Here is a 16,589-nt window from a genome sequence, read left to right as displayed (position 1 = left end):
CCGTGTGGACGAGTCGGAGGAGCCCTCGATCCGTATGCGGTAAAGCGAATCCTCAGCCAACCGCCATGTATTTCTGACACCATCGCGCCAACGTACCTCAACCAGTGGTGCCGGTCGGAGGTCCACGACGTGATGGAAACGTGGTTTTTGGTGGTTTTGGCGATCATCTTCAACGGGGGTGATCGGCTCCTTACCCGTGCCACACTTCGACGGAGCGGAGAACCAGATCGCTTTCTTCTGGTGTACCAGGCAACGGCTACTCTGATCACGGCCCCAGCCGCGATTTTCTCGCTGGTGAACCCGCCTCAATACGCCGTGAACACTGAGCATCCGAGCGAGTTCTGGGTTCTCATTCCGCTGTCGATTGCACTGTGGGCAAGCTACTCGGTGTTTTCCTTTCGCAGCGCGAGCCTTCTCGAGGTTTCCATCGCCTCGACGATTGGGCGTCTCCGCATCGTCATTACAGCGGTACTCGGTGTCGTTCTGTTTGGTGAGACCCTGGGCCCCATCGGCTGGATCGGGATTGTCCTCCTTGTCCTCGCATATCTTCCGATCAGTCGACTGCCGAGCGCAACGATGAATCGTCGCGGGCTCGTCTATGCGGTGGCCGCAACACTGGCCATCTCACTGGCGCTCATACTCGACAAGGCACTCACGGCGGGTATTCCCCCGTCCGTCGTCGTGTTTCTGGGATTCCTCGGGACAACGATTGTCGCGCTCGTCCTCAACCGGAATCGACTTCGAGAACCGGAATCGTGGCTCTTGTGGCCTGCCGTCGTTGCCGGCATCGCCGGCGCGGCAGGCTATTACCTCCTGCTGAGCGCACTGGTTGACGGGCAGGCTTCGATCATCCTTCCGATCTATCAGGCAGCGGGAATTCTGTACGTCGTTGCGGGGATTATTATTCTTTCCGAGCGTGATCATGTCGCTCAAAAGCTCACCGCTGCGGGAATCGCCGCGGCGGGTGTCGTGCTCGTCGTGGGGACGTGAGAGTGCAGTGGCTTTCTCCGTATCCTGGTATGAACGATATGTGCAGATGGGAGCCCAGTGGCCCCAGCTGAGAGCCCCGCTCGTCGCCGTGATTACCGAGGCTCTGCTCGCTCGTCAAGCGCGGAGCGATCGAGCGAGTATCTGGCCCGAGGAACAGTCACTGATGTATGCGGCTAAGGTCGCACAACGATTGCATGTTGCTGCGGGGACCACCTCGATCGCTCTCAGCAGCGATGACCTGAGGAAGGACTGGTCGGACACTCTTGACGCGGTGGATTCTCTCTGTGAATCAGCGCTTGAACTCGCGGATCGAGGAGGCATTATCGGCGCGCAATTCGGGACCCCCGTGGAACGGGTGCTGCTCCAGCCAGGGCTGTCGGAGTCTCTTCGGATCGCCGGGTCTCGGGTGACACATCTTTATCGAGCTGAGGCTCGGCGTGCCAATAGATTTCGGCGTACCTATTCTCGTACGGGCACTGGAGAAAATCCGCATCCATCCGATCATCTCTTTGCGTCCCCGCGTGCCGAAGAATCTGCATACGCACTCAGACTGATGATTTGTCGTGAAATCGGTACGTCGATTCGACACGAGTGTAGGGACCTTGATCCCTCCGTCGTTGAACACTTCATTCCACGACCTGCGCGCAAACGAGCTCCCGAGGCGTGACGCCACGGCCTGGCCGCGTGAGTGCGGCTAGCGTGCGGTGAAGTTTGTGAGCAGCTCGGTGAGGTGCGCGCGGCTGAGGGTGCGAGCCAGCTCGGCGTCACGGTTGACGATGGCCTCGATCAGGCCGCCATGGCCGTCGGCATCGGTGGCCGCGGGTCGGGGCTGTGCCCGGAGCATCGCGATCATGGCCTGCCGGATGCGAGGCACGAAGGTGTCGAAGAGCTCGCTCAGTACCTCGTTGTGGGCGGCGGCGAGCACCGCACGGTGGAACTCGGTGTCGGTATCGACGTAGTCCTCGATCACGCCGCGGGCGGCCTCTCGCGCGGCCAGGGTCTTGCGCAGGAGACGGATATCCGCGCTCGTACGGCGCGAGGCGGCGAGATGCGCGGCCTCGGTTTCCACGGCGATGCGGGCCTCGATGACGGCGGTCACCTCGGCCGCGCGCACGACGTCCTCAAGGCCCTGTTCGACATCGAGTGCGGTCACGAAGACGCCCGCACCCTGGCGGCTCGTGAGTACGCCCTTGCCGGCGAGCTCACGGATGGCCTCGCGCAGGCTTGAGCGGCCGACCCCGAGTTGGGCGGCGAGGGTGGTCTCGCCGGGGAGCTTGTGGCCGAGCGGCCACTCTCCCTGGCGGATCCGGGCCAGAAGCTCCTCGGCAACGCGCGCAGCGAGTGGCTGTTGTGAAATCGGAGAAATCATCGTAACCTGTCTACTTGTCTGAGGGGTTGCGTGACCCCAACCATATCCCGACGCAACCGGGATGTCCACGCAATTGAAGGAAAAACATGCAAAACAGAGCAGGTCTGTGGGTGCTGACGGCCACCCACGCCGCCAACGATTTCTATGCCGGTGCCGTGTCCGCCCTGCTGCCGTTCCTCATTCTGGAGCGCCACTACGATTATGCCGCGGTGGCCGGCATTACCCTCGCCGCCACGAGCCTGTCGAGCGTGGCGCAGCCCGCCTTCGGTCTGCTCGCCGACCGCTTCCGCCTGCGCTGGCTCGTCCTGGCCGGCCTCCTCACCGCGGGGGCGGGGATCGCGATCAGCGGGCTCTTCGAGGACAGCTACGCGGCCACCTGGATCTCCATCGCTATCTCCGGCATCGGCGTCGCCGCCTATCACCCGTCCGGCACCGTGCTCGCGCGGGAGTATGGCGGGGGAACGAACCGATCGCTCAGCATCTTCTCGGTGGGCGGCAACGTGGGGGCCGCGCTCGCACCCACCGGTGTGCTGTTGACCGTGGGCGTGTGGGGCCTGTCGGCCACGCCGCTCCTGATGATCCCCGCCGCGGTGCTCGGGGTAGCGTTTCTGCTACGTCCGCGCGGCGGTGCGGTCGCCTCGAATGCGACGGGAGCTGCCACGGTGCGTGCGCTCGTCCCGGCGAAGGACGACTGGCGCGGATTCGGTGTGCTGGTCGCCGTGCTCGCCTGCTGGTCGGTGGCCTACATCGGCACCAGCTCGTTCATCACGCTGCTGGAGATTCAACGCTTTAGCATCTCGACCGCCGACGCCTCGATCGCTCTGACCGTGTTCCCCGCGGCCGGTGCCGCGGGGACCCTGGCCGGGGGATTCCTCGCCGATCGATTCGGCCGACTGCGCGTCATTCGCTCCGGTTACGCCCTCGCCCTGATCGCCATGGTGGCCATCATCCTCGCACCCGCGCCCCCGTTCGCGGTGCTCGCCACGGGTGTGCTGGGTGTATCCCTGTTTCTGCCGTTCTCTCCCCAGGTCACGCTCTCGCACGCGTTCCTGCCCAATCGAATCGGCCTGGCCAGTGGCGTGACCCTCGGGCTCACCCTCTCGTTCGGTGGCCTGATGAGCCCGCTGCTCGGCGTGATCGCCGATGCCAGCAGCGTTCGTACCGCGTTCGTGGTGATGGCGGGCCTGCTGATCGTCGCGCTTGCGGTGGCCCTGGTGCTGCGAGACCCCGCGCGCCGCACGGTGCGTTCAGGGGTCGAGGCGCTGGAGGGCGCGCAGTAGTCGGTTAGCTTTATTCGCGCAGCTCGGCCGCGAGTGCCGCGACCACCGCGCGCAGGTCGCCGCCGGTTTCGGCGGCGACCTGAAGCTGGCGCTGGTAGCTGCCGCCGCGGGCCAGGATGCCGGGGATCGCGGTCAGTTCCTTGGCGCACCCCAGCCGTTCGGCGATCGGCATCAGCTCGACCACCAGCTCACGCAGGTGGTCGGTAACCAGGCGCTCATCGCCGGCGGCGTTCACGATCAGTTCGGCCTCAAGCCCGTAGCGGGCGGCGCGCCACTTGTTTTCGCGCACGAACCAGGGCTGCAGAACGGTGAGCTCCTCGCCCGCGTCGAGCTTCTGGGCCAGGGAATCACTCAGGCAGTGGGCGAGGGCGGCGATGGCCCCAAACTCGGTCAGGGTCGAGGCGGCGTCGCAGGAGCGCAGCTCGATCGTGCCCCAGCGCGGAGAGGGGCGGAGGTCCCAGCGCACCTCGCTGTGGTCCTCGATGATGCCGGTGCGAGTCATATCCGCCACGTATGCCTCAAACTCGGACCAGTGCGCAAACTGCTGTGGGCTGCCGGCGGTGGGGAGCTGCTGGAACATGAGTGAGCGGTTCGACGCGTATCCGGTGTCGACCCCCGCCCAGAACGGGCTCGATGCCGACAGCGCCTGCAGGTGCGGGGAGTAGGTGAGGAGGCCGTCGAGCAGGGGGAGTGCGCGATCGACGTCCTCCACCCCGACGTGCACGTGCACACCCCAGATCATCATGTTGCGACCCCACCACCGTGTGCGGTCGATCAGTTTCTCGTACCTCGGTTTGGGGGTGATCGGCTGATCCTGCCACTGCGCAAATGGATGCGATCCGGAGGCGATGAGGTCAATTCCCAGGGTGTCCGTGGCGGCGCGCAGCTCGTCCAGCTGGCCACGCAGGTCGGCGATCGCCGCGGGCACCGTGGTGTGCACGTCGCTCACCAGTTCGACGGTGTTCAGCAGGAGCTCACCGGTGATCCGCGGGTGCGGCGCGCCGCCGGGCCCCGCGAGCGCGCGCAACACCTCATCGGCCCGGGAAACCGGGGCACCGGAGGCCGGATCAACCAGGGTGAGCTCCCACTCAAGCCCCACCGTGCCCCGCGCCGATCGGGCAAACGGAATGGCCGGAATCGCGGCGGATGATGCGGTGGCTGCCACGGTGGGCGTCGGCGCAAACGGAGTGGGCACGGGCATCGAATCTTTCTGCGCGGGCGAGTGTGGGGGTTCAATTCTGACACGCGTGCCGATCCGATTACCCGGATGCGTCGATTTCTGACAGAATAGGTGTTTGAGTCCGTGTATGGCCGACCCTCTATCCGCCTGCACGAACCCCATTAGAGCTTTCGCCGCGTGTGCACCCCACGCGCTCGGCACCAGTTCACCACACTAAACACACAGGAGAATTGTGGCTGTCAAGATTCGTCTCAAGCGCATGGGTAAGATCCGTGCACCCTACTACCGTGTCGTCGTTGCCGACTCGCGCACCAAGCGCGATGGTCGCGTCATCGAGGAAATCGGTAAGTACCACCCCACCGAAGAGCCCTCGTTCATCGAGATCGACTCGGACCGTGCCCAGTACTGGCTCTCCGTTGGCGCACAGCCGACCGAGCAGGTTGCCGCTCTGCTGAAGCTGACCGGCGACTGGGGCAAGTTCAAGGGTGACAAGGACGCCGTCTCGACCGTCAAGACCAAGGAAGCCAAGGCTCCCTTCGTGTTCGACGCAAAGAAGAAGCCGGTTCTGAAGCCCAAGGTGGAGAAGGCTCCCGCCAAGGTTGAAGAGGCTGCTGCTGAGACTGCAACCGAAGAAGAAACGGCGTAACATTGCTCTCCACCGCTCTGGAACACCTCGTTAAGGGGATCGTTGACCACCCGGAAGACGTCCAGGTCGCGGCGAAGAGCACGACGCGCGGCGAGATCCTCGAGGTTCGTGTGAACCCCGAGGATCTCGGCCGCGTGATCGGCCGCTCGGGTCGCACCGCGAAGTCGCTGCGTACCCTTGTAAACTCTCTCGCCGGTGACTCCCGGGTACGGGTTGACGTTGTCGACACCGCTGCCTGAGATGAATCGCGGAGTAAAGCCAAAGAGTAATCAGCTGCGTGTCGGCCGGCTGACGAAGGCACACGGGCTCAAGGGAGCCCTCAAGGTAGAGCTGTACACCGACGATCCCGCCCACCGGTTTACCCCCGGAGCCGAGTTCACCCTCCAGGTGCCCACCGGTTCGAAGTGGCACGGCAAGACCATTGAGCTTGTCGAGCTGCGCTGGTACAACGGTCACGCGGTTGCATTCTTAAAGGGTGTCGAAGACCGCAACGAGGCGGAAACCCTGGTCAAGGCGATCCTCTGGATCGACGCCGACGAGGCACCCGATAACGACGAACCCGATGCCTGGTACGACCACCAGCTCGCCGGGTTGCGCGTCATGCGCGACGGCGTGGAGGTCGGTACCATCGCACGTATCGAGCACATGCCCGCTCAGGATCTGCTGATCGTGAAGGCCGCCTCGGGCGAGGTCATGGTTCCTTTTGTCTCGGCCATTGTGCCCGAGGTGAACGTGGAGCAGGGCTATGTCCTGGTGACCCCGCCGATGGGCCTGTTCGAGGACATTGCGGACATCGTGGTGGAGGACGCTGAGCCTTCTGAGGACGCTGAGTCTTCCACGGACGCTGAGTCGTCTGAGGACGCTGAGTCTTCCGCAACCCCCGCGGAGTAGCGCCATGAAGATCGATATCGTCTCCATTTTTCCGGAGTACTTCGACGTACTCAACGTGTCGCTGCTCGGGAAGGCCCGCCAGTCGGGTCTGATCGACATGAACGTGCACAACCTGCGCGATCACGCCCATGATCGTCACCGCACGGTGGATGACACCCCCTACGGTGGCGGCGCGGGCATGGTCATGAAGCCCGAGCCCTGGGGCGAGGCCCTCGACTCCATTCTCGGTGCCGACGCCGTGGCCTCGGATGATTCGCCGCTGGTGATCTTCCCGTCGCCCGCGGGCGAGGTTTTTGACCAGAAGATGGCGCGTGAGCTCAGCCTGGAGCCCGCACTCGTGTTCGGCTGCGGCCGCTACGAGGGCATCGATCAGCGCGTGTTTGATCACACGGCAACCCAGGCGCGCGTGCGCCTGGTGAGCCTCGGTGACTACGTGCTGAACGGCGGCGAGGTCGCCGTGCTGGCGATGATCGAGGCCATCGGTCGCCTCATCCCCGGCATGGTTGGCAACCCGGAATCCCTCGTCGAGGAATCCCACGAGGACGGCCTGCTGGAGTACCCCAGCTACACCAAGCCCGCCACCTGGCGCGAGCGTGAGGTGCCGCCGGTACTGCTCTCGGGCAACCACGGTGCCGTTGATAAGTGGCGTCACGAGCAGCAGGTTGAGCGCACCCGTCGCGTGCGTCCGGACCTCCTGCCGCCGGATCTCACAAACTAAGCGTTATGTAATGCAAAACACCCCGTGCCGTGGCACGGGGTGTTTTGCGTGGGGCACTCGCTAGTCGCGGGCGGTCAGGATGACCGGGCCGTCGGCGGTGATCGCGACGGTGTGCTCCTGGTGGGCGCCGCGGGAGCCGTCGGCGGAGCGCAGGGTCCAGCCGTCGGGGTCGGTGAAGAGGAGATCGGTGGTCTGCAGGAACCACGGCTCAATCGCGATGACCAGGCCCTCGCGCAGCGGGAATCCGCGGTTCGGGCGGCCCTTGTTCGGGACGTGCGGCTCGCCGTGCATGGTGCGACCCACCCCGTGGCCGCCGAAGTCGGTGTTGATCTTGTAGCCGGCGACGGTCGCGACCGCGCCAATGGCGTTGGAGATGTCGCCCATCTTGTTACCCACCACGGCCTGCGCGATGCCGGCCTCGAGAGCGTTCTGGGTGACCTCGATCAGGCGGCGGTCCTCGGGACGCTCGGTGCCCACGATCAGGGACAGCGCGGAGTCGGAGACCCAGCCGTTTACCGAGGCGGCGAAGTCGACGCTCAGCAGGTCACCATCCTGCAGTACGTAGTCGTGGGGGAGACCGTGCAGCACGGCGTCGTTGACCGAGGTGCAGAGCACCCTGCCAAACGGGCTCGCACCGAAGGAGGGGTGGTAGTCGATGTAGCAGGATTCGGCACCGCGATCCCGGATCATCTTGTGAGCCAGCTCGTCCAGCTCCAGCAGGTTCACACCCACCGCGGCCTTCTCCTCGAGGGCGGTCAGGACCTCGGCCACGAAGCGGCCGGCTGGCCGCATCTGCTCGATCTCTTCGGGGGTGCGCAGTTCAATCATGCCTCCATTCTCGCAGGAGCGGTGCCCCACCCGCATCTGGCCGCGCGCGTGCCGTAGGGTGAGGGTATGTGGATCCCCTTCCTGCACCGCATTCGCTGGGTCGTGTACACCGTGGCGGCAGTCTGTCTCGTGGGCGGTATCATCGCGGGCATTCAGACGCCCGAAAACGTTGGCGCATGGGTAATTGCCGGTGCCGGAATCCTCGGTTTCCTCACCCAGCTCGCGATTCGACACGAGGTGCGTCAGCCGGGCCGTGATCCGCGAAACACGCTCGGCTAGGCGGCAGACCCCTGCTCGGCGGGCTCGGCCCTGCTGAGCCGTGCCGCTAGACCACGGGGTCGAAGGCGCGCCGCTGGGCGCTTGGCGAACCCACCGCGTCTGCTGCGCGGCGCAGCGCGAGCACACCCGCGGTGAGGTCCGCGTGGGTGTAGCCGAAGGGGAGGCGGAGATGGTGATCGAACGCGCCATCCACGCCGAACCGGGTGCCGGGGATGATCGCGAGACCCTCGGCGCGGGCGGCATCCGCGAGGGCGAGGGTCGAGACCTGGCCGGTGTGCTGCCAGAGTGACATGCCGCCATCCACCACGTGTGGGGTCCACTCGGGGAAGTGCTCGCGAATCAGGCTCACCAGGTGATCACGGCTGTCGCGCAGTTGCGTGCGGCGGAACCCCAGCACGCTCTCAATATCGCGTAGTGCGAGCGTTGCCACGATCTGTTCCAGGATTGCGGTGCCGAGGTCCACCGCCGAGCGAGCGGCGAGAATGCGGTCGACGAGCGGCCGCGGCGCGCGAATCCAGCCGATACGCATCGCGCCCCACACCACCTTCCCGAGCGATCCCAGGGTCACGACGTCGCCAGAGAACGCGGCCAGGCCGGTGCGTTCGCCACGATCGATGTCGAGCCAGGAGGTGGTCTCGTCCACGATCAGCGTGGTTCCGCTCTGTGTGGCGGCTCGCGCGAGCGTGCGGCGATCCTCCTCGGCGAGGCTCGCCCCACTCGGGTTTTGGAAGTCGGGCATGACGTAGCCGGCCGCGGGGCGCGTGCGACGCAGCGTGTCGACGGTGGCCGAGATATCCCATCCGCCGGGCTCGATGGGCTGGGGAAGGAGCCGGGCACCACCGGAAATCAGGGTGTCAAACGCGTGCGCGTAACTCGGATGCTCGATCAGTACCCGCTCACCGGGCCGAATGAGTGCCCGCGTGACCAGGTGGAGTGCGTGCTGCGCGCCGCTGGTCACGATGATCTGCTCGGATGTGGTGGGGATCCCGCGCCCCACGTAGTGCGCCGCCACCGCCTCGCGCAGCATCGGGAGCCCGTGAATGTCATAGCCGGACTCCTCGATGTGCGCGGGGATGCGCTCCACCGCCTCGGCATACAGATCGGTGATCCCGGGATAGGCTGTAAACGTCGCGCGGCGAAAGTCGATTGCGCTGGTGCGGCCGAGATCCGCGCCGCCGCGCGCCCCACCCGGCAGGCAGAGGCGCGAACCCGAGCCGCGCACACTGGTCAGATAGCCGGCCTCGCGCAGCGCCGCATACGCGGCCGCGATGGTGTTGCGGCTCACGCCCAGACGCGCGCCGAGATCACGTTCGGCCGGGAGCCGAGTATCGACCGCGAGGCGGCCATCAAGGAGCAGGAGCCGAATCCTGGCGGCGAGGGCTCGATACGTGGGCTGATCGGGGCGCTGCCAGTCGCCGAGCTCTCGAACGAGACGGGCGGGGGAGACCGGAAGCGGAGTGGCGGGTGACATGGTGCCACTTTATCGAATGTGGCACTGTTCGAAGGTGCCAATTTGTCGAGAGGATGGGATCCTGCCGGGCGGTCGCCCGGATGTCTCACTGAAGAAGGACCCCATGCACCACCTCCTGACCGGATCCCACCCCCTCCTGCGCACCACCCGACTCCTCCTCGGGCTCATCGGCTACGGCGTCGCGATCGCCCTGTTCGTGCGGGCGGCGCTCGGCCTCTCGCCGTGGGATGTCCTCTCCCAGGGGTTCTCGTTCCGTACCGGAATGGACTTCGGCCTGAGCGTCCTGGTGCTGAGCTTCCTTATCATGCTGCTCTGGATTCCGCTGCGCCAAAAACCCGGCATCGGCACCCTCGTCAATGCGCTGACCGTGGGACCCATCGCCGGTCTCACCCTCGCCGTGCTGCCTCTCACCGACTCGCTGATCGCCCGCATTGCGCTCTTTGTGGGCGGAATGCTGCTGCTCGCATTCTCCAGCGCGCTCTACATCGGAGCGGGCCTCGGCCCCGGGCCGCGTGATGGCCTCATGACCGGCATTACCGCCCGCACTGGTTGGACGGTGTGGAAGGTGCGCGGATCGATCGAGGTGGTCGTGGCGCTGGTCGGCTGGAGTCTCGGCGGTGGCCTCGGCGTTGGCACGATCGTTTTTGCGCTCGGCATCGGTCCACTGATCCAGCTCTCGCTGCGGCTGCTGCACGTAAACCTGCCGGGGAAGACCGCCCCCACGGCTACGCTGGATACCGCGCCTGCACTGGACACCGCGCCTGCGCACCCGGGCACCGAGCCGATCGAGCTTCCAGCCCGCTAGTATTCGCTCACGCTACGCCCTGGGTGAAATCATCCCTCCGGACGACCTCCAGGCATACCGTGATGGCCGCGGACGCCGTACCCTGGAAGCATGCTTGTACGTCGTATTTTCCTCCGCTGGATGTTCCTGGCCGTGGTGCTTCTGCCGCTGTGGCCGCTTCTGGGCTGGATCATCTTCGACGGCAACCGCAACGGCTGGGATTTCCTCGGGCTCCTGTTCGCGATGCCCGTGCTCTTTGTGGCCCTACTCACCGTCTCGCTCCTCTTCTATGGGCGAGCCCAGGTGCGTCGCCAGCGGGCACTCGAATGGGCGGACGTCGCGATCCTCGCGGCCTGGCACATCTCCATTGTCGGTTTTGGCTTCTTCGGCGAGTCGATGGCGGTCTTCGGGTTCCTCGGCATCGTGATCGCCCTCGGCGCGCTCTGGTACGGCATCTGGCGGCTATTCCGCGAGGCCGCGCTGCGCACCCGTGAGGCCATGGCGGAGTTTGAGCGTCTTGCCCAGCAGCAGTCCGGGGCACCGGGAAACACCGCTCCACGTTTTGATGACGATGGCGAGTACATCGTGATCGAGGAGCGTCCGCGCGAGTAGTGACGCTCACAAAGTTGAGTGCGCGGCCCGGAGTGTGACATAATTACCCCTTGTGCCGCGGCCACGCTCTGCCACAGGGGAGCCGGCGTCCACGCGATACACACCTACATCAAAATTCTATTTTCGTAGTCGACCTGTGGCGGGTACAGAGAGCGAACAAAAATGCATATCCTCGACGCAGTCGATGCAGCATCGCTGAAGTCGGACATCCCGGCATTCCGCGCCGGTGACACCGTCAAGGTTCACGTAAACATCATCGAGGGCACCCGCTCTCGTGTCCAGGTCTTCCAGGGCGCGGTTATCCGTCGTCAGGGCGATGGCGTTCGCGAGACCTTCACGGTCCGCAAGGTCAGCTTCCAGGTCGGCGTGGAGCGTACCTTCCCGGTACACTCCCCGGTGATCGACAAGCTCGAGGTCATCACCCGCGGTGACGTCCGTCGCGCCAAGCTCTACTACCTGCGCGAGCTGCGCGGTAAGAAGGCGAAGATCAAGGAGAAGCGCGACTTCTAAGCGCTGCTTCATATCTCTCACGGCAAGCCGTCAGAATAACCAGGCTCCCCACCGCTATGCTGGTGGGGAGCTTGGGCGGTTAAATGACAGAAAACACTCTGGCGGGGGAGAGCATTCCCTCGCGTCGGTCGCAGCGCGCTACCAAGAAGCGCGGCGGATGGTACTTCGTCCGCGACCTCGCGGTCATCGTGGTCATTGCGATACTCGCATCGTTCCTCGTGAAGACGTTTCTGGTGCGTTCGTTCTACATCCCCTCGGGGTCGATGGAGAACACGCTGATTAAGGATGACCGCATCCTCGTGAACGAACTGGTGCCGAACCTGGTGCCGATTCAGCGCGGTGACGTCGTGGTCTTCCGCGATCCGGGCGGATGGCTGCCCGTGACGCCGCAGAAGAAGCCCGGCAACCCGATCGTGGAGGGCGGCGAGTGGCTGCTCTCGCTCGTGGGTCTGGCCTCACCAGACAGCAACGACCACCTGATCAAGCGCGTGATCGGCCTTCCCGGCGACCGTGTTGAGTGCTGCAACGCCCTCGGCCAGATGATGGTCAACGGCGTGCCGCTCGATGAACCCTACGTGAAGCTAAAGGGCCACCAGAGCGTGTCGGAGATCAACTTCGACGTCGTGGTGCCCGAAGGTAGCCTCTGGGTCATGGGCGATAACCGCTATGACTCCCTCGACTCCCGGTTCAACCAGCAGGGCCCCACCAAGGGATTCGTGCCGATCAAGAACGTGGTTGGCCGCGCATTTGTCATCACCTGGCCCTTTGACCGCTGGGGCGGCCTCGGCAACTATCCCGAGGTGTTTGACGGCGTCGGAAAGAAGTAGCACCGCTCTATGCCCGTAGTTTTGCCCACCGATGAGGTGGAAACGCTGTTTTTGGCAACCGGATCGCGCCTGGTCATCGGCTGCGATGAGGTGGGCCGTGGTGCGGTGGCCGGCCCGGTCGCGGTCGGCATGGCCGTGTTTATTCCGGGTCTTGGCACACCACCGGACGGCCTGCGCGATTCAAAGCTCGTGAGCGAGAAGAAGCGTATCGTGCTCGAACCCCTGGTGCGCGTCTGGGCACCCCTGCACGCCGTGGGGATGGCGAGTGCCGAAGAGGTTGACGCCATCGGTATTGTGCCCGCGCTGGCCCTTGCCGGCAAGCGCGCCCTCGGCATACTGCACGCCGCGGGTGCCGATGTGGCGGGTGCCACGATCCTGCTCGATGGCTCGCACGACTGGCTCTCACCCGGCCTCGCGAGCCCGCTGGATGTGCGCACCCGGGTGAAGGCCGACCGAGACTGTGTCTCGGTGGCTGCCGCGTCGATCATCGCGAAGGTCGAGCGCGACACCCTGATGCAGGAGCAGGACGCGGCCTTCCCCCAGTACGGCTGGGCGAGCAATAAGGGGTATGGTTCGCCGACCCATCTGGAGGCGCTGCGCCAGCACGGGCTGACCCCACAGCACCGTGCGACCTGGCTCAGCGCGTATACGACGCCCGAAAACGTCTAGGATAGAGGCACCATGGATGATGACGAGATTGAGGACTACGACCGCGAGGTCGAGCTCGCCCTGTACCGCGAGTATCGCGATGTGGTTTCCCAGTTCAAGTATGTGATCGAGACCGAGCGTCGGTTCTACCTCGCCAACGAGGTGAGCCTCGTACGCCAGGACACCGAGCACGACTTCTACTTTGAGATCACGATGAACGACGTCTGGGTGTGGGACATCTACCGTTCGGACCGCTTTGTAAAGTCGGTTCGCGTGCTCACGTTCAAGGACGTGAACGTGGAGGAGCTCAACCCCAGTGATTTTGAAATTCCGAAGGATCTCTCGCTCGGTAAGTAGCGAGTGACCGACGTATAGACGTGGCGCGTTCCGGGACTGTCCGGGATGCGCCACTTTTATTGTGATGCTTGTGTCATCGGGTAGGCTCGAAACACGATGCGTACCAGTACTCGAATTCAAATTGCCGTAGTAGTTGTCCTCCTCATCGTATTGGGGGCGGTGATTTTGTGGATGGTAAAGCCATTCCAGAACGAGGCCGCACCCAGCCCATCGGCATCCGGCGGGCCCGTCGTCTCGTCGGTCGCCGAAAACAGCCACCGCATCGGTGAGGCCGATGAGAACGCCGTGGTGCTCACCGAGTTCCTCGACTTCGAGTGTGAGGCCTGCGCCGCGGTGCACCCCTACGTCGAAGACCTGCGCGCCGAGTACGGTGGCAAGGTGCAGTTTGTGCTGCGATACTTCCCGCTGCCGGGGCACCCCAACTCGGGCCCCGCAGCGCTGGCCGCCGAGGCCTCGGCACAGCAGGGCAAGCTCGAGGAAATGTACAACAAGCTCCTGGACTCCCAGGAGGAGTGGAGCCACAGCGACGAGTCTCGCGCAAACGTCTTCCGCGGGTATGCCGAGGAGCTCGGCTTCGACATGGCTGCCTACGATGCCGCCATCGCCGATCCGGCCACCGAGGATCGGGTGCGGTATGACTTTGACGCCGCGGTGGAGCTCGGCCTGCAGGGCACGCCATCCATCTTTGTGGACGACCGACTGATTCGCCTGACGTCCCTCGACGATATTCGCGACGCCATCGACGCCGCCCTCAAGGCGCGCGCCTAGCCGTTCGGCTGTGTGATCTCGCTGCCGGGTTGCGGGATCTAGCTGCCCGGCTGCAGGATCTCGACGGCCGCTAGCGCGAGTACGGCGATCAGGATCCACGAGCCGAGCGCCAGCAGGGCGGTGCGTGCGCCGCCGCGTCGCAGCTCGCCGATGCGGACGCCGGCACCGAGGGAAAACAGCGCGAGGGCGAGCAGCCAGTCCTGGGCGTGCCCAGCGATATCGATCAGGGTGGGGGAGACCACGCCCACGCTTCGCAGCGCGACCATGAGTAGGAAGCCGGCCACAAAGAGCGGCACGATCGGCGGAAGAACCCGCTCCTCGATGGTGGCGGTGGCGGGGTTTCGGCGGGCACGGGCACGCACCACGAGGGTGGTGGCGGTCACCATCGGTGCCAGCATGAGTACGCGGGTGAGCTTCACGAGTACGGCGATCGCGAGGGCGCTCGCGCCGGCGGTTTGCGCGGTGGCCACGACCTGGCCCACATCGTGGACGCCCGCGCCCACCCAGAATCCGAACTCCACCGGGGTGAGCCCGATCAGGTGCCCGGCAAGCGGGAGCACGGCGATGGCGAGGGTGCCGCACAGCGTCACCATTGCGATCGGTGCGGTGGCATCCTTGCTCTTGGCTCCCGTGGCGGCGCTCATCGCGCCGATCGCCGAGGCCCCACAGATCGCAAAGCCGGCGGCCATCAGAATCGGCTGATCGCCGGGAAGCCGCAGGAGCTTTCCGCCGAGGAGGGTGCCGGCAAAGGTGATAATCACGATCCCGATGATGACGAGGAGCGTGCCCCAGCCCAGGTTCAGGACGTCCACGATGCTGAGCTTGAGGCCGAGCAGCACGATGCCGAGGCGCATGAACTTCTTGGCTGCGAACCCGATACCCGGTTTGGCAGTCCCCGAGAGGATGCGCGCGGTGACGGGCACATTGGCGGCGACGATGCCGAGCAGTACCGCCCAGGTGAGCGCCGGAACGCTCGGGGTGAGCGTGTGCACGCCAAACGCGATGATCGCGGCGAGAAGCGCGATACCCAGCCCGGGCGCGAGGGCGCGGATCCTGGTGCCGAGCGTGGTCCTGTTCACGTGGGGCCTCTCTGCGGGTTGTCTCTTGTGGCGCGGGTGTGCGCGCTCTACGCTAGCGTCTTTTTCGATGGAATCCGCGCAGGCGGGAGGCGACGCGCGCGAGCCCGCAGGCGTCACGCGTATCCGGTCGTTTTAGAAGACGCGTACCGCCTGTTCGACGAGTATCCCGATGCCCACGGCGAGCATTGCGACGCCGGCACCGCGGGTCACGATCTGGCTGGCGCGGGGGCGCGTGCGCAGGAGCTTGCGTGCCAGCAGGGCGACGATCGTGTAGACCACGATGCCGTTGATCACGTGCAGGCTGCCGAGCACGAGCATCTGCCCGGATGCCGGCCATCCGGTCGGGCTGAGAAACTGCGGAAGGAGCGTCAGCAGGAGAAGGAGCCCCTTGGGGTTGAGACCGCTGACCGCCATGCCGCGCAAAAACTGGGGGAGCGCGCTGGTGTTGAGCGGGCGATCGCTTGCGGCGAGGCCCTCGGAGCGCTGCAGGACCGTGCTGGTGCCGAGGTAGATCAGGTAGCCCGAGCCGAGGAGGGAGAGCACGGTGAGCGTGATCGGCTGCGCGGTGACGAGCGCGCCCACCCCGAGGGCGAGCACTACGACGACGAGGCTGTAAGCGGCGGCCATGCCGAGGATTGCCGGAGCGACCGATTTAGCTCGCAGCCCGGCCGCGATCGCGTAGGCCCAGTCGGCCCCGGGGGTGAGCACCAGGAGGACCGCAACGAGCCAAAACTGTGCGATGAGTGTGGGGTTCACGGGGCCTACTTTCGGTATCTGATCGAAGATTCTAGGCAAAATATGGCGGGAGGTGCTCCGTAAATAGTCGCGACCAGCGGGGAATGCTGGAAGAATGGGTGCCATGGACGCAATTAACCGGGAGATTCTTTCACTCCTGCAGGAGGACGGCCGGATGAGTGCCACGGATCTCGCCACGCGCGTGGGGCTGAGCCTGTCCTCCTGCCATCGCCGCCTGCGTGATCTGGAGCAGTCCGGTGCGATCGAGCGCTACCGTGCGGTGGTTGCCCGTGCGGCGGTGGGGTTGACCTTCGAGGCGCTGATCTTCGTGACGATGAGTCATACGGATCTGCACACCATCACCGCGTTTGAGGAGGCGGTCGTGGCGATCCCAAACGTCGTCGATGCGCAGCGACTGTTTGGTGAGCCCGACTATATGATGCGCGTGCTCACCCGCGACATGGCCGCGTACCAGGAGCTCTACGACACCGAGCTGGGCGCGCTTCCGGGCGTGCAGAGGCTGACCTCCACGATGGTGATGAAGCGCCTGGGGGCCGAGGGTACGGTGCCGCTGTAGGACCTCGGGCTTTTTCTGTTCTGTTTCCCACAGGGGGCGG

Annotated in this window: 21 protein-coding genes; 15 read left to right on the top strand and 6 right to left on the bottom strand. The window is 65.2% G+C overall.

Annotation, left to right across the window (positions count from 1 at the left end):
- Positions 1-132: 132 nt before the first annotated feature.
- Positions 133-990: an EamA family transporter gene (locus tag D9V32_RS11615; protein WP_121649061.1), complete on the top strand. Its 858-nt coding sequence runs from the start codon at positions 133-135 to the stop codon at positions 988-990.
- Between the two features lie 694 nt (positions 991-1,684).
- Here the strand turns inward: D9V32_RS11615 and D9V32_RS11610 are convergent.
- Complete coding sequence (locus tag D9V32_RS11610; protein ID WP_121649060.1) at positions 1,685-2,359, bottom strand: FadR/GntR family transcriptional regulator; 675 nt, start codon at positions 2,357-2,359, stop codon at positions 1,685-1,687.
- Positions 2,360-2,445: 86 nt separating this feature from the next.
- Here D9V32_RS11610 and D9V32_RS11605 point away from each other — a divergent pair, with 86 nt between their 5' ends.
- Positions 2,446-3,639 (top strand): MFS transporter, encoded by a 1,194-nt coding sequence (locus tag D9V32_RS11605; RefSeq protein ID WP_121649059.1) that lies wholly within the window; start codon positions 2,446-2,448, stop codon positions 3,637-3,639.
- Between the two features lie 10 nt (positions 3,640-3,649).
- Here D9V32_RS11605 and D9V32_RS11600 read toward each other — a convergent pair whose 3' ends face one another.
- On the bottom strand, positions 3,650-4,840 hold the full coding sequence (locus tag D9V32_RS11600) for a glutamate--cysteine ligase (protein ID WP_121649058.1): 1,191 nt from the start codon (positions 4,838-4,840) through the stop codon (positions 3,650-3,652).
- A gap of 211 nt (positions 4,841-5,051) precedes the next feature.
- Between D9V32_RS11600 and rpsP the strand changes: the two genes are divergently transcribed.
- Genes rpsP through trmD form a run of 4 tightly spaced genes read left to right on the top strand, consistent with a single transcriptional unit; the run spans position 5,052 to position 7,074 of the window.
- Positions 5,052-5,465 carry a 30S ribosomal protein S16 gene (gene rpsP / locus D9V32_RS11595; RefSeq protein ID WP_121649057.1) on the top strand — a complete coding sequence of 138 codons (414 nt, stop codon included), beginning with the start codon at positions 5,052-5,054 and terminating at the stop codon, positions 5,463-5,465.
- Positions 5,466-5,467: 2 nt separating this feature from the next.
- A complete protein-coding gene (locus D9V32_RS11590; protein WP_030148708.1) occupies positions 5,468-5,704 on the top strand; it encodes an RNA-binding protein in 237 nt (78 codons plus the stop codon).
- Between the two features lies 1 nt (position 5,705).
- On the top strand, positions 5,706-6,356 hold the full coding sequence (gene rimM, locus D9V32_RS11585) for a ribosome maturation factor RimM (protein WP_121649056.1): 651 nt from the start codon (positions 5,706-5,708) through the stop codon (positions 6,354-6,356).
- 4 nt (positions 6,357-6,360) lie between these two features.
- Positions 6,361-7,074 carry a tRNA (guanosine(37)-N1)-methyltransferase TrmD gene (trmD, locus tag D9V32_RS11580; RefSeq protein WP_121649055.1) on the top strand — a complete coding sequence of 238 codons (714 nt, stop codon included), beginning with the start codon at positions 6,361-6,363 and terminating at the stop codon, positions 7,072-7,074.
- Positions 7,075-7,134: 60 nt separating this feature from the next.
- Here the strand turns inward: trmD and map are convergent, their stop codons facing one another.
- The gene (gene map / locus D9V32_RS11575; RefSeq protein ID WP_121649054.1) at positions 7,135-7,902 is read right to left on the bottom strand and encodes a type I methionyl aminopeptidase; all 768 of its coding nucleotides are present in this window, start codon (positions 7,900-7,902) and stop codon (positions 7,135-7,137) included.
- A gap of 66 nt (positions 7,903-7,968) precedes the next feature.
- Between map and D9V32_RS11570 the strand changes: the two genes are divergently transcribed.
- Positions 7,969-8,181: a hypothetical protein gene (locus tag D9V32_RS11570; protein WP_121649053.1), complete on the top strand. Its 213-nt coding sequence runs from the start codon at positions 7,969-7,971 to the stop codon at positions 8,179-8,181.
- 46 nt (positions 8,182-8,227) lie between these two features.
- On the opposite strand, the gene yczR is transcribed toward D9V32_RS11570, so the two are convergent.
- Positions 8,228-9,652 (bottom strand): MocR-like transcription factor YczR, encoded by a 1,425-nt coding sequence (yczR, locus tag D9V32_RS11565; RefSeq protein ID WP_121649052.1) that lies wholly within the window; start codon positions 9,650-9,652, stop codon positions 8,228-8,230.
- A 34-nt stretch (positions 9,653-9,686) separates the two neighbouring features.
- Between yczR and yczE the strand changes: the two genes are divergently transcribed.
- The 7 genes from yczE (at position 9,687) to D9V32_RS11530 (ending at position 14,158) form a co-directional block, all read left to right on the top strand.
- Positions 9,687-10,457 (top strand): membrane protein YczE, encoded by a 771-nt coding sequence (yczE, locus tag D9V32_RS16065; RefSeq protein WP_147440461.1) that lies wholly within the window; start codon positions 9,687-9,689, stop codon positions 10,455-10,457.
- Between the two features lie 90 nt (positions 10,458-10,547).
- Positions 10,548-11,048 carry an MFS transporter permease gene (locus tag D9V32_RS11555; RefSeq protein WP_147440460.1) on the top strand — a complete coding sequence of 167 codons (501 nt, stop codon included), beginning with the start codon at positions 10,548-10,550 and terminating at the stop codon, positions 11,046-11,048.
- Between the two features lie 162 nt (positions 11,049-11,210).
- On the top strand, positions 11,211-11,558 hold the full coding sequence (gene rplS, locus D9V32_RS11550) for a 50S ribosomal protein L19 (protein WP_121649049.1): 348 nt from the start codon (positions 11,211-11,213) through the stop codon (positions 11,556-11,558).
- Between the two features lie 83 nt (positions 11,559-11,641).
- Positions 11,642-12,385: a signal peptidase I gene (gene lepB / locus D9V32_RS11545; RefSeq protein ID WP_121649048.1), complete on the top strand. Its 744-nt coding sequence runs from the start codon at positions 11,642-11,644 to the stop codon at positions 12,383-12,385.
- Positions 12,386-12,394: 9 nt separating this feature from the next.
- The gene (locus D9V32_RS11540) at positions 12,395-13,054 is read left to right on the top strand and encodes a ribonuclease HII (RefSeq protein WP_121649047.1); all 660 of its coding nucleotides are present in this window, start codon (positions 12,395-12,397) and stop codon (positions 13,052-13,054) included.
- Positions 13,055-13,066: 12 nt separating this feature from the next.
- Entirely contained in the window at positions 13,067-13,390 is a 324-nt protein-coding gene (locus tag D9V32_RS11535; RefSeq protein ID WP_121649046.1) for a DUF2469 domain-containing protein, read from the top strand.
- Between the two features lie 171 nt (positions 13,391-13,561).
- Positions 13,562-14,158, top strand: a complete 597-nt coding sequence (locus D9V32_RS11530) for a DsbA family protein (protein WP_245982286.1) — start codon at positions 13,562-13,564, stop codon at positions 14,156-14,158.
- A 38-nt stretch (positions 14,159-14,196) separates the two neighbouring features.
- Here the strand turns inward: D9V32_RS11530 and D9V32_RS11525 are convergent, their stop codons facing one another.
- Together D9V32_RS11525 and D9V32_RS11520 are read right to left on the bottom strand one after the other, a co-directional pair.
- Positions 14,197-15,237 (bottom strand): YeiH family protein, encoded by a 1,041-nt coding sequence (locus tag D9V32_RS11525; protein ID WP_121649044.1) that lies wholly within the window; start codon positions 15,235-15,237, stop codon positions 14,197-14,199.
- A gap of 132 nt (positions 15,238-15,369) precedes the next feature.
- Complete coding sequence (locus D9V32_RS11520; RefSeq protein ID WP_121649043.1) at positions 15,370-15,993, bottom strand: LysE family translocator; 624 nt, start codon at positions 15,991-15,993, stop codon at positions 15,370-15,372.
- Between the two features lie 103 nt (positions 15,994-16,096).
- Here D9V32_RS11520 and D9V32_RS11515 point away from each other — a divergent pair, with 103 nt between their 5' ends.
- A complete protein-coding gene (locus tag D9V32_RS11515) occupies positions 16,097-16,549 on the top strand; it encodes an Lrp/AsnC family transcriptional regulator (RefSeq protein WP_121649094.1) in 453 nt (150 codons plus the stop codon).
- Positions 16,550-16,589: the final 40 nt, after the last annotated feature.

It is taken from the genome of Mycetocola tolaasinivorans, assembly GCF_003667565.1.
Lineage (GTDB): Bacteria > Actinomycetota > Actinomycetes > Actinomycetales > Microbacteriaceae > Mycetocola > Mycetocola tolaasinivorans.
The sequence above is the reverse complement of the archived record's forward strand: the minus strand, read 5'-3'. Positions and strand labels throughout refer to the sequence as shown.